General features: G+C 68.2%; 8 protein-coding genes. 6 read left to right on the plus strand and 2 right to left on the minus strand.

Annotated elements, in window-relative coordinates:
* The first annotated feature begins 107 nt into the window (after positions 1-107).
* The 3 genes from G6O54_RS37920 (at position 108) to G6O54_RS15235 (ending at position 5,633) form a co-directional block, all read left to right on the plus strand.
* Positions 108-2,615, plus strand: a complete 2,508-nt coding sequence (locus tag G6O54_RS37920; protein WP_165226499.1) for a TolC family protein — start codon at positions 108-110, stop codon at positions 2,613-2,615.
* 43 nt (positions 2,616-2,658) lie between these two features.
* Positions 2,659-4,161: an efflux RND transporter periplasmic adaptor subunit gene (locus G6O54_RS15230; protein WP_250846908.1), complete on the plus strand. Its 1,503-nt coding sequence runs from the start codon at positions 2,659-2,661 to the stop codon at positions 4,159-4,161.
* A gap of 188 nt (positions 4,162-4,349) precedes the next feature.
* Positions 4,350-5,633 carry an ABC transporter permease gene (locus G6O54_RS15235; protein ID WP_165226501.1) on the plus strand — a complete coding sequence of 428 codons (1,284 nt, stop codon included), beginning with the start codon at positions 4,350-4,352 and terminating at the stop codon, positions 5,631-5,633.
* Positions 5,634-5,647: 14 nt separating this feature from the next.
* On the opposite strand, the gene G6O54_RS15240 is transcribed toward G6O54_RS15235, so the two are convergent.
* Both G6O54_RS15240 and G6O54_RS15245 read right to left on the minus strand, forming a co-directional pair.
* Positions 5,648-6,067, minus strand: a complete 420-nt coding sequence (locus tag G6O54_RS15240) for a PIN domain-containing protein (protein ID WP_165226502.1) — start codon at positions 6,065-6,067, stop codon at positions 5,648-5,650.
* Positions 6,060-6,311 carry a ribbon-helix-helix domain-containing protein gene (locus tag G6O54_RS15245; RefSeq protein WP_165226503.1) on the minus strand — a complete coding sequence of 84 codons (252 nt, stop codon included), beginning with the start codon at positions 6,309-6,311 and terminating at the stop codon, positions 6,060-6,062. Before G6O54_RS15245 ends, G6O54_RS15240 begins: the two co-directional genes overlap by 8 nt.
* Positions 6,312-6,392: 81 nt before the next feature.
* On the opposite strand from G6O54_RS15245, the gene G6O54_RS15250 reads away from it, so the two are divergent.
* The 3 genes from G6O54_RS15250 to G6O54_RS15260 all read left to right on the plus strand — a co-directional run bounded on the left by G6O54_RS15250 (position 6,393) and on the right by G6O54_RS15260 (position 11,751).
* Positions 6,393-6,719, plus strand: coding sequence for an ABC transporter permease (locus G6O54_RS15250; protein WP_165226504.1), 327 nt, complete (start codon positions 6,393-6,395; stop codon positions 6,717-6,719).
* 123 nt (positions 6,720-6,842) lie between these two features.
* Positions 6,843-10,493 carry a carboxypeptidase regulatory-like domain-containing protein gene (locus tag G6O54_RS15255; RefSeq protein ID WP_165226505.1) on the plus strand — a complete coding sequence of 1,217 codons (3,651 nt, stop codon included), beginning with the start codon at positions 6,843-6,845 and terminating at the stop codon, positions 10,491-10,493.
* 25 nt (positions 10,494-10,518) lie between these two features.
* Positions 10,519-11,751: a hypothetical protein gene (locus G6O54_RS15260; RefSeq protein ID WP_165226506.1), complete on the plus strand. Its 1,233-nt coding sequence runs from the start codon at positions 10,519-10,521 to the stop codon at positions 11,749-11,751.
* Positions 11,752-12,038: the final 287 nt, after the last annotated feature.

Below are 12,038 nucleotides of genomic sequence, written 5' to 3' on the forward strand. Positions count from 1 at the left end.
CTGCAAGAATTCAAAGAGGGACGTTCCGGCCATCGTTTCGCCGACGCCCCTCCACGTTGAGGTAGTGCCTGATGTTCAGGGCCTGCAAGGAGAACAGGTCTGCCGGGGTGCGTCCGCGACGGCCGCAATTCGGCCGCGCCGCGGCGATTGCCGTCGCGCTGCTCCTCCTGGCCGGGTGTACCCGGAAATACTACCGGGACTTCGCCGACCGCGACGTCTACGGCATCCTCCGCGAGCGCCTCTTCGACCGACGCTGGGACGTCCCCAAGCGGACGGTCGAGGCCGTGCCGAAGTCTCGGATGGCCGACCCGACCGACCCCAACCACGAGCCGATCCCCCCCGACGATCCCGCCGCGCGGGACTTCCAGATTTCCAACCGCTTCCCCCACGAGTTCCACGGCTGGAAGAAGCGGGGGACCGCGCCGGTGGAGTACCTCGACTGGCAGAACCAGATCGCGCTCCAGTCCGACGGCCGCGTCCTCCTGGGACGCGACTCGATCATGCGGCTGGCGATGGTCAACAGCCGCGACTACCAGTTCCAGTATGAAAACCTCTACCTCTCGGCGCTCAACCTCACGCTCGCCCGGTTCCAGTTCATGATCCAGGGGTTCAGCAACTGGAGCACCTTCTACCAGACGCTCGGCTACGGCAAGACCTCCTCGAACCAGCTCCAGCTCGCCAGCACCAACGGCTTCAACCTCGAGATGATGACCGGGGCCCAGCTCCTGGTGAACCTGGCCAACGCCTTCGTCTTCGAGTATTCCGGCAAGGGCTTCCAGCTCGCCTCGCCGAACCTCCTGCTCAACTTCACCCAGCCGTTGCTCCGCGGGGCCTGGGTGCGGATCGTCACCCAGCAACTCTCGCTCGAGGAGCGCGGCGTCCTGTACGCGCTCCGGGATTTCGCCCACTACCGCCGCAACTTCTACGTGGGCCTCGTCGCCGGCAACGGCTATCTCGGCCTGCTCAACCAGCTCCAGAACATCCGCAACCTGGAGCAGAACGTGAAGTCGTTCGAGCGAAGCCTGGAACAGTACGAGGCCGAGGTCCCCGTGACCAAGTCGATCCTCGAGCGCGACCAGATCGCGTTCGACTACCAGAACGCCCAGGTGAACCTGCTCCAGACCGAGGCCGGCCTCCAGACGCAGCTCGACCTCTTCAAGATCCAACTCGGCCTGCCGCCGGAGCTGGAGGTCCGCCTCGATGACAAGGTGCTCGACCCGTTCCAGCTCAACGACCCGAAGCTCGACGAGCTCCGGGCCCGCAACGAAGCCCTCAGCCTGAAGCTCAACCAGGAGGACAAGCCGCCGCGGTCGGTGCTCGCGGACGCGGCCCAGCAGCTCCAGAAGGATCGAGAGATCCTGCCCTCGGTCGCGGCCGAGACGAAGGCGGAGCTGGCTCGCTGGAAGGCCCGACTCGAAGTCGAGCGGAAGAAGGGCTTCTCCGGCCCGGACGCCGTCATGGAGAAGCGCTACATGCGGCGGAAGCTCGAGCTGGCCGACCGCATCACGAATGTCCTGGAAGAGTGGGAGTCCTCCTATCGGGAGGATGGCGACCGGTTGGCGACCTTCCAGGCCGAGATCCAGACCCGGGAGATCGACGAGGCCGTGAAGTCCCTCCGGAAGATGGTGAACATGGACTTCCGCAGCCGGATCTCCGAGATCTTCGTCGCCGAGACACAGATCCGCGTCTTCCTGATCGAGCTGACGCCCGTGGAGCTGACCGTCGACCAGGCGGTCGTCCTCGCCCTGGCGAACCGGCTCGACCTGATGAATGCCCTGGCCGCCGTGACCGACGCCTGGCGGAACGTGGAGGTGGACGCCAACGCGCTGCAGGGCTTCCTCAACTTCACGTACAGCGGCAACCTCGCCTCCGCGCCCAGCCACACGACTCTCTTCCGCTACGACTCCTCGGCGAGCGTCCACCGGTTCGGCCTCCAGTTCCAGGCCCCCATCAATCGCCGGGTGGAACGGAACCAGTACCGGGCCGGGCAGATCACCTACCAGCGGGCCCGTCGCGCCTACATGCTGCTCCGCGACCAGATCGTCCAGCAGGTCCGGTTCGACATGCGCGAACTGACCCTCAACCGTAAGCAGTTCGACATCGGCCGCGAGCAGCTCATCGCCAGCTCGCGACAGGTCGAGGAGGCCGAGTACGCCCTCCAGCGTCCCTCGGAGGGATCGCCGGTGACCCTCAACTTGCTCCGGGCCCTGAACTCGCTGCTCCAGGCACGCAACGGCCTGATCGGCAACTGGGTCAACTATGAGACCAACCGGTTGACGCTTTATAGTCATTTCGACCTCATGGACATCGACGCCAACGGGGTATGGACCAATGAGAATGACCCCCAGACCATCGCCCTCGCCCTCCGAATCGCCGCCGGGAACCCCTCCGCCAGCCTCGCCATCCCCGCCCGGGTCCCCGACGTTCTTGGACCAGGAGGGGGAGGCGACAAGGTCTTCTTCTCCGACGTCAAGCCCAGCGACCGGGTCATCCCCGACGAGACCGCCGGGATCGAGGGACCCCTCGCGCCCGCCGAGCTCAACGGGGGACCGGGAGCCGGCCCCGGCGCCGGGCCACCGGCCACTCCCAGCCCCTTCGCGCCGCCGCGGCCCTAGGATCCCGGGGCGGCTCCTCGCCCTGCTCGCCGGGACGGCCGCGGTGGTCGCCATCGGCTACTTCGGCGTCCTCCCCTCGTGGGGGACCGCCAACCGCGCCGACCGGCCGCTGGTGACGACCGTGCGCAAGGCCTCGCTCACGATCACCGTCTCCGAGCGCGGCAGCCTCGAGAGCTGCGTCACCGTGGACGGGATCTGCGAGCTCAACGGCCACCAGAACAAGATCAGCTACCTGATCCCGGAGGGCTCCAAGGTCAAGAAGGGGGATATCGTCGCCAAGTTCGACGGCTCCGAGATCCAGAAGAACATCGCCCAGCAGGAGATCAAGTTCAAGCAGGCCACCGCGCGGATCGAGACCACCCAGCAGGAGACGGAGATCCAGCGGAACAAGGGCCAGAGCGACATCATCGCCGCCAAGGTGGAGCTGGTGCTCGCCGAGCTCGACCTGGAGAAGTACCAGAAGGGGGACTACCCCGCGGAGTACACCAAGCAGGAAGGGGAGATGTCCCTCAAGAAGAAGGACGTCGAGGCCGAGGCCGCCAAGCTCGAGCAGTACCGGGCCCTGATGAAGAAGGGCTTCAAGACCTCGGAGGACGTCCGGATCCAGTCCTCGTCGCTCGACGCCAAGAAGCTGGACTACTCGAGCGCCCAGCAGTTCCTCGAGGTCAAGAAGAAGTACGAGTACAAGCGGAAGACGACCGAGCTCGACTCCAAGGTGGACCAGGCCCGGAAGAAGGTGGACCAGGCCGCCGCCACCGACAAGGCTCAGGTCTCCAAGGCGCTCAGCGAGTACGAGGCCGCCCGGGCCACCGCGACCATCGAGAAGCAGCAGCTCGACGACTACCTCCAGCAGAAGGAAAAGACCATCCTCAAGGCGGAGCAGGACGGCATCGTCGCCTACAGCAACGACCGTTACTGGGACGCCAGCAGCCAGGTCCGCGAGGGGGCCACCGTCTACTCGCGCCAGAAGATCTTCAGCCTTCCCGACATGAGCCACATGCAGGTGAAGGTGAACATCCACGAGTCGCTGATCAAGAAGATCAAGGCCGGCCAGAAGGCCGAGGTCCGGATCGACGCGTTCCCCAACGTCGTCTTCGTCGGCAAGGTGAAGTCGGTCTCGCAGATGGCCGACTCCACCCGCCCCTGGATGACCGGCGGCGTCAAGGAGTACTCGACGATCGTCGTCATCGACGACCTGCTGGGCAACGAGGTCAAGCCGAGCATGACCGCCGAGGCGCGGATCCTCGTGGGCGAATTGAAGGACGTCCTGGTGGTCCCGGTCCAGGCCGTTGCCGAGCGCAAGGGCGATTTCTTCGCCTACGTCGAGGAGCCCGGAGGTCTCCTTCGTCGCCCGGTCAAGGTCGGCGACAACAACGAGACCCAGGTCCAGATCCTGGAGGGCCTGAAGGAGGGCGACGTCGTCGCCCTCGACGCCCGCCTCCGCCTGGCCAACGAGTTCAAGGCCGAGGATTCGAAGGACGCCCCCGGCAAGGACGCGGAGAAGGACAAGGACAAGGCGAGCGGAGGCAAGACCGCTGTGAAGTGAGGCTGGCTTTCCGCCCGCTCCGGAGACGACCATTCCGGCTCTCCCCCTTACCAAGGGGGAGTTGGAGGGGGTGGATGCCGCGAGCCGAGGCAAGCGAAGAACCCCCCTGAATCCCCCCTTGGTAAGGGGGGAAGCAAATCCGGCGCGAATTGCCGGAGGGGGCCTGAGATCCTGATCGAGGCCCGGCGATGCACAGACTCTTCACCACGATCTCCCAGGCGATGCGGAACCTGACGCTGCACAAGCTGCGCGTGTTCCTCACCATCCTGGGGCTGATCTTCGGCGTCTCCTCCGTGATCGTCATGCTGGCGATCGCTGAGGGGGCCAGCCTGGAGGCCCAGCGCCAGATCGCGGAGCTCGGCGCCACCAATGTCATCATCCGGAGCGTCAAGCCGATCGACGAGGAGAACCCGTCCAAGCAGCAGAACAACGACAGCTTCATCTTCAAGTACGGCCTGACCTACAAGGACTTCGACCGGATCGTCCAGACCCTGCCCACGGTCACCGGCGCGACGCCCATCCGCGAGTTCCGCCAGAGCCTGCGGAACCGAGACAAGGAGATCGAGGGACGGGTCGTCGGCGTGAACCCGGACTTCTTCCGCCTCACCAACCAGAAGCTGGCCGAAGGCCGCTTCATCAGCGATGCGGACCTGCATTTCCTCGCCAACGTCGTCGTCATCGGCTCCGAGGTCGCGGAGAAGCTCTTCCCCTTCGGCGACCCGATGGACCGCTCGATCCGGATCGGCGAGAGCCACTTCTACCGGATCGTCGGCGTGGCCGCCCCCAAGGCCTCGTCCGCCGGCACCGGCTCCAGCCTCGCCGCCCAGGATTTCAAGAAGGACGTCTACATCCCGCTCACCACGGACCGGGCCCGCTTCGGCGAGGTCCTGACCAACGAGAAGCAGGGGAGCTACACGGCCGAGAAGATCGAGCTCACCCAGGTCACCGTGGCCGTCGACGCGATGGAGAACGTCAAGCGGACGGCCGAGGCCGTGGACAGCATGCTCCGCCAGTTCCACCCCAAGAAGGACTACGAGATCACCGTCCCGCTCGAGCTGCTGGAGAAGGCCGAGGCCACCAAGCGGATCTTCAACCTGGTGCTGGGCTCGATCGCCAGCATTTCCTTGTTGGTCGGCGGCATCGGCATCATGAACATCATGCTGGCGACGGTCTCCGAGCGGACCCGCGAGATCGGCATCCGCCGCGCCCTGGGCGCCAAGCGTCGCGACATCATCGAGCAGTTCCTGATCGAGACCGCGGTGATGTCCGGCTCCGGCGGGATCATCGGCGTGGCCCTCGGCCTGGCCTTCCCGCCGCTGGTGGCGAGCGTCTCGGGCATCCCGGTGGTCGTCAGCCCGTGGTCCCCGGTGGTCGCCTTCCTGATCGCCGTCCTCACCGGCATCGTCTTCGGCGTCTACCCCGCCCGCCGCGCGGCGCTGCTGGACCCGGTGGAGGCACTCCGGGCGGAGTAAGGGCGATCTCGCGGTCAGGAACGCCAGTTGTCCAGGATCAGGGGATAGCCGAGCTGCTGGATGTGCTGATAGTGCGCCGTATTACCGGTGACGAGTGTCAGGTCGTGCTCGATGGCGATGGCCGCGATCATCGGATCGATCCGGCCGATGGGCCGCCCAGCGAGCTCGAGATCGGCAAAGATCCGACCTGCAAGCTCGCTGGTTGAGATGCTGAGGGTGAGGACTTCCTCGTTCGCCAGGCTCGCCAGGAAGCGTGCGATCCGGTCGGGGCGTTGGAGGCGGTGATAGCCCTTGACCACCTCGATGATGCTCAGCACCGAGAGCGTGAAGTGCCCGAAGTTGTCTCGATAGTGAGTCGCCCTGGCCTTCACGGTGGCATTCACGTTCTTCGTGATCTCGGAGATCGTGTCGGTGTCGAGGAGCACCTTATCCATCGGTCGGTACTCGAAGCGGGCGACTCTCGCGGTCCTTCATCGCGGACTCGATGACGTCGTCCATGAGATCGGGCTCATCGGAGAAGAGTCCCATGAGCGTCATCGACTCCGGAGCATGAGCGTTCGCGCGTCGGAATCGCTCGAGCGCCTCCGACACGACCTGATCCCGGGTCGAGAAGCGGCCCGACTCCACCTCGCCGTCGATGTATCTCTCGAGTTCCTCGGGCAGATGGATTTCGATCATCTCTTCCCCAGCGCGCGGTCGCGGTTCGTCGGTGTGAACGGAGCACCACCCGGTCCATGATACGCCGCCAATGGGGAAGGCGTGCAAGGGGTTGGGTTCGCGAGTCGAGGCGAAGCAAACTCCCGGGGAATCCGCCGCCGCGCCCTGGGCGCCAAGCGTCGGGACATCATCGAGCAGTTCCTGATCGAGACCGCGGTAATGTCCGGCTCCGGCGGGATCATCGGCGTGGCGCTCGGGCTGGCGTTCCCGCCGCTGGTGGCGAGCGTCTCGGGCATCCCGGTGGTCGTCAGCCCGCGGTCCCCCGTGGTCGCCTTCCTGATCGTCGTCCTCACCGGCATCGTCTTCGGCGTCTACCCCGCCCGCCGCGCGGCGCTGCTGGATCCCGTGGAGGCGCTCCGGGCGGAGTAGCGCGGGACGCCCCTCCTGCGCGGCTTGCACGGTCCCGACCCAGTTCGTGACCCTTGACCTCCGACCTGGCCCGCGATATCGTCGCGGTCTGACAAATGTCACTTTGATGCCGGAGGCCTGCCCGTGTGGGTTGTTGCACTGCCCTTGGCCATGTCGTTGCTGGCGCAGGCTCATCCGGTCGCGGTCGAGCAGGCAACCGATCGCTCGCGGGCCACGGGCCTTCTCCCGTCCGCCGACGTCGGCCCGATCCCGATCGTCGGCACGGTTGTCGATGCCGCGGGCAAGCCGGTCGCGGGCGCGGAGCTCTGGCTGACGCGGGCCGCGCGGGTCGCCGACGAGCGGCGGTCGGGCATGGCCCTGAACTGGTACAACCTCCGGATCCGCGAGGATGAGACGCCCCAGGTACTCGCCCGCGTGAAGGCCGACGGCGCGGGCAAGTTCCGGCTGGAGATCCCCGCGGCGATCGCGGCCCTGTCCGATCCGGTCGGCCTGGCCGTCTGGGCGACGCATCCCGGCCACGGCGCGGGGCTCAGGCGGCTGCCGATGCCGATCGAGTCGACAGGCATATCGGCCCCGATCTCGCTGGCCCTTGGGCCGCCCTCGAAGGACGAGCTGGTCTTCCGTGATCCGCGAGGCAAGCCGCTTGCCGGGGCGAAGGTGGTGCCGTCGGTCGCGAGCCAGGTCCCGATCCCGGCGGAGCTGGGCGAGGCCCTCGGGAGCACGACCGACGCCGAGGGCCGCGCGGTGATCGCCGGCCTGGATCGATCGGCGATCGATGCGGTCCGCGTGACGGCGGCCGGGCTGGGGACGCAGGAGATCGCCGCGGACGTCGCGCCACCGGGGCTCCCGATCACGATGAGCCCGGCGGGCAGGGTCGCGGGTCGACTCGTTGCGCCGGCGGATCATCGCGAGCCGCTCCGGGGGCTGGCGGTCCGGGTCCACTCGCGCGTGGGCGGCTTCGAGGGCTCGGGCGCCTTGGCCGAGGCGCTGGCCCTCTGCGATCCGTCCGGCCAGTTCGAGGTCCCGGCGATCGCGGCGGGGCTGCTGGAGATCCGGGTCGTCGCGGCGGGGCCGGACGCCACGCCTCTTCGTGCCTTGCCCGTGGAGGGCGTGGTCCTGGAGCCGGGCTCCACGGTGGAGCGGGAGATCCCGCTGCGCCCGACGGTTCGCGTCCGCGGCGAGGTCCAGGAGAAGGGGACGAAGCGGCCGATCCCAGGCGTCCGCCTCACGATCAACGAGCGGAACGGCGGCGATGATTCCGCGGTGTCGGACGGCTCGGGCAGGTGGGAGGCGCTCATCGATCGCGAGGTGAATCAACCCTACGGATGGCCCATGCGAGTGCCGGCCCCGTGCTTCATCCCGGCGGGCACGCCCGAGTCGCCCCAGCGGATGCCGCCGCGAACGGTCAGCGAGCTGGTGCTGCCGGTGCTGGAGCTGGCGCGCGGCGTCGATCTCCCCGGCGTCGTCCGCGATCCGCACGGGAAGCCCGTGGCGAACGCCGAGGTCGAGCTGTTCCTGACATCCGGCGATTTTGGCACCTTCACGCGACTCGCCCGCACGGATCCCGAAGGCCGCTTCGTCTTCGCGGGCGTCGATCCGGTCGGCGAGCTGAAGCTCCGCGCCAGAGAGGGGTCGATGACCTCCGGGGCGCGGCTGGCCCTGCGAGTGAAGGACGTCAAGGAGCCTGTGTTGCTGACGCTCCGCCGGAGCCGGACGGCCCGGCTGGGAGGTCGGATCGTCGATCCGTCGGGCCGGCCGGTCGCCGGGGCGACGGTCCGCGTCCGCCGCCGCAGCCTCGACGGCAAGACGCTCGTCGCCATCGGCCCCGCGGCGGACGAGGAGGGCGCGACCGTCTGGCGGACCGATGCGGACGGCCGCTACCGCGTCGGCCCCGTGGTCGCGGGCGACGAATACACGATCGAGGCCGCGGCGACGGGCCGGCTGCCGGTCAAGTCCGGCGTGATCCTGCTGGCCCCCTCGGGCGAGGATGCCGTGGCGATCACGCCCGACCTGGTGCTCCCGGGCGTGGTCGCGGTCGATGGCCGGGTTGTCGATCGCGCGGGAGCCGCGGTCCCCGGCGTCGTCGTCCGGCAGTCGGGCGACGGCCCCCTGCGGACCCAGGCGACGACCGACGAGCACGGTCGGTTCCGCCTGCCCGGTTTCATCGAGGGCCCGGCCTTCGTCTTCGCGTCGAGGGACGGATTCCGGCGGAGCTTCCTGTCGATCGATGCCGTGGCCGGCGCAGGGCCGGTGTCGGTGCCGCTCATCCGGACATCGGAGCCCGCGGAGCGTACCTATCGGAGCCTGCCGCCGCCGCTGCCGGAGGAGGAGTCGAAGGCCCTGGCTCGCCGGTTGTTCCTCCCGTTCGCGGAGGAGGTCCTGGCGAAGGGGACGGACGTCGAGAAGTTCCGGATGTTCCGGGACGCGCTCGCCGTGGATCCGCAGGCGGTCCTGGAGAAGCTGGAAGCGCTGAAGCTCGGCGACGCGGACCTCGCGGCCTTCGCGCGAGCGGAGCTCGCCGGGGCGCTCGCCGAGGGGAGCCCGGACGAGGCGGCGGAGCAGGCGGAGGCCGGCCCGGACGCCGACGCGCGGGCCATGGCCTACTCCGCGATCCTGTACCTGGTCGGGCCGTCCGACAGGGCCCGCGCCCTCGCGCTCGCGGACCAGGCGATCGTGAACGTCCGGGCCGCCAAATCCCTCTCGCAACGGCTCCAGATCTCGCTCCGGGTCGCGGACAAGCTCATCGACCTGGGCGACCGCGACCGGGCGAAGGCCCTGATCAACGAGGCCCTGGAGATCGCCCGCTCGGGCAAGGCGGCGAACGCGGGAGGCTTCGAGCTCGGCGAGATCGCCGCCGTGCTCGGCCGCCTCGATTTCCCCGCGGCGATGAAGCTGATGGACGAGATGATTGAGGGGGTGCGCAAGGTCGAGAAGGCGGATCGGACCTATGTGTTCGCCCGGCTGTATGGACGGCTCGCGCACAAGCTCGCGGCCGACTCGCCGGCGGACGCGGAGCGGGTGCTCGGCCTCGCCTGCCGCTACAAGCCCGACGAGTCGACTCGGTACATCGTGGCGACCTGCGCGCGGATGGCCGCCAAGGATCCGGCGCGGGCGCGGCGAATCGCCGAGACCATGATCATCCCGGACGCCTTCGATCAGGTGCCATGGGCGTTCGGGCTCATCGCCGACGGGCTGGCCGCGACCGACACGCCGGCCGCGTCGCGACTGCTCGACGATTCATTCTCCAGGCTCGAGGCCCTCGCCGCGTCGGGCTGGTCGCCCCGGTCCGCGGGAATGGGCCAGGTCGCCGTGGCGCTGCTGCCGATCGTCGAGCGCGTGGCGCCGGATCGCGTGGGAGAGTTCCTGGCCCGGGCGCTGGCCCTCCGGGATTGCCAGCGCGCCGACAAGTGGCTGGCCGGCGAGGAAGGCTCGACGGCCCAGCTCGCCATGATCATCTCCGCGTACGACCGGGAGCTCGCAGCCCGGATCCTCCGCCCGGCGCTCGACCGGCTCCCTCGCCTGCGGTCGCTCGGCCAGCAGGATTACGGCTCCTGGCGTGTCCTCGCCGCGCTGGCCACGATTGACCCGAAAGACGCCGCCGCGCGGATCATGGCCTTGCCGGACGACAGGTCTCTCGGCATGACTTCCAACACGCCAAGGCAGTATGCGATCAGCTACACGGCCCAGTACCTGGCCAAGACGGGCAAGGCGCGGTGGTCGTTCCTGATCGAGAACTTCCTCTATCTGTATTCCCCGGACCAGCGGTATCTCTAACCATCCGCCGCCGGAGGCATTCGACATGGTCCTTGTCACCTCGATCGTGCTGGCCCTCGCGTCTTGCGGCGAGTCACCGGCCGTGGACGCATCCCGATGGCGATTCGTCCTCCCCCCAGCGGGAGACAGCTTCGAGCATCCGCCGTTCCGCGCGATCGTCCTGGATCGCGAGCGGCCGGAGGACGTGGCTGAGAAGGCGGCTTTTCGCGGCACGACGCGCCGGTTCGCCCAGCTCCGGTTCGGCAGCCCGGGATCCATCCGCGTCACGGTCGTCCTGGACGAGGTTGGGCCCGGCGACGCGGACCTGTATGTGGATGCGAACCGGGACCGCAAGATCGACGATCGCGACCGGGTCGCGCCAGCGGCGGCCGCGCCGGCCCGCGGACGGATCTGGCGGCTGCCGCTGGACGTGGCGATGGTCGAGGGGGAGCACACCAGGCTCACGCCCCGTGCCGTGGCGTTCCGCCTGGGGACGACGGGCCGGACGCTCGGCTACGCGGCGGCGGGGTACCTCGAGGGGGCCGTGACGCTTGGCGATGACCCACGGCCGAGGTCCGTCCGCCGGATGGACGGCGACGGCAACGGGCTGATGTCGGACCCGCAAGACCGGATCTGGATCGACCTGAACGGCGATGGCCGGTGGGACGGGGCGTCCGAGCAATTCCTCTACGCGACCGTGCTGAATCTGGGAGGTTCGCGGTACGTGCTCCGCTCGGACACGCTCGGCTCGCGGCTGGCCCTCGAGCCGCTCGTCGGCACGGGGACCGTCCGCCTGACCGCGAAGGCGAGGGGGACCGTCAAGGAACTCCATGCCACGCTCGTCGGCCGGGATGGCTCGGCGTACGGACTCTCCCTCGGCGAGCCAACCGTCCTGCCCGTGGGCGAGTATCGATTCAGCACGGTCTCGGTCACCCTCGACGATCCCGACGGCGGCCCGGCCTGGTCCTTCCTCTTCTCCGACAACGGCGCGAAGGGCGTACCGAAGTGGTACGCGATCGCCAAGGACCAGTCGAAGGAGCTCGACCCGCTGGGCACCCTGGAGATGACCCTGACGATCGCCGAGAATGCGACGACGGCGAAGGCCGGCGAGGACGTGACCGTCCAGCCGGGCCTCTACACCGGCGACGGCCTGCTGATCAACGTCGCCTACCGCGGCATGCCCTCGTCCCCGGGCGCCCAGGAGGCCATGGGCGCGACGACCACCCTGACGACGTCCAGCGGCGAACCGCTCGGCGCCGCCCATTCCGGCTTCGCCTGAGGGACCTTCTGCGCGGCCTCCGTGCGAGTGCCCTCCACCGAACCCGCCGGCCCCGGCAAGCTGACGACCGAGTTCCCCACCGGCCCCCTGGCGGGCCCCCTGCGAGCCCATGCGGCCATTCAGATACTCCGGAAGGACTAACTAACCACAGAGGCACAGAGGCACAGAGAAGACGACAGGAGTCAATTGATAAACAGTGACAAAGACATACAATTATGAATACATTATATATGATTAAGTTGTGCGGCTTGGTTCCCGTCTTCTCTGTGTCTCTGTGCCTCTGTGGT

Origin of the sequence: Aquisphaera insulae, from assembly GCF_011064615.1 — a bacterium.
Taxonomy (GTDB): domain Bacteria; phylum Planctomycetota; class Planctomycetia; order Isosphaerales; family Isosphaeraceae; genus Aquisphaera; species Aquisphaera insulae.

Bases quoted from the DNA above. Each gene is read 5' to 3' on its own strand.
- G6O54_RS15260 (WP_165226506.1), top strand. From the start codon at position 10,519: ATGGTCCTTGTCACCTCGATCGTGCTGGCCCTCGCGTCTTGCGGCGAG.
- G6O54_RS15240 (WP_165226502.1), bottom strand. From the start codon at position 6,067: ATGGATAAGGTGCTCCTCGACACCGACACGATCTCCGAGATCACGAAG.
- G6O54_RS15245 (WP_165226503.1), bottom strand. From the start codon at position 6,311: ATGATCGAAATCCATCTGCCCGAGGAACTCGAGAGATACATCGACGGC.
- G6O54_RS15235 (WP_165226501.1), top strand. From the start codon at position 4,350: ATGCACAGACTCTTCACCACGATCTCCCAGGCGATGCGGAACCTGACG.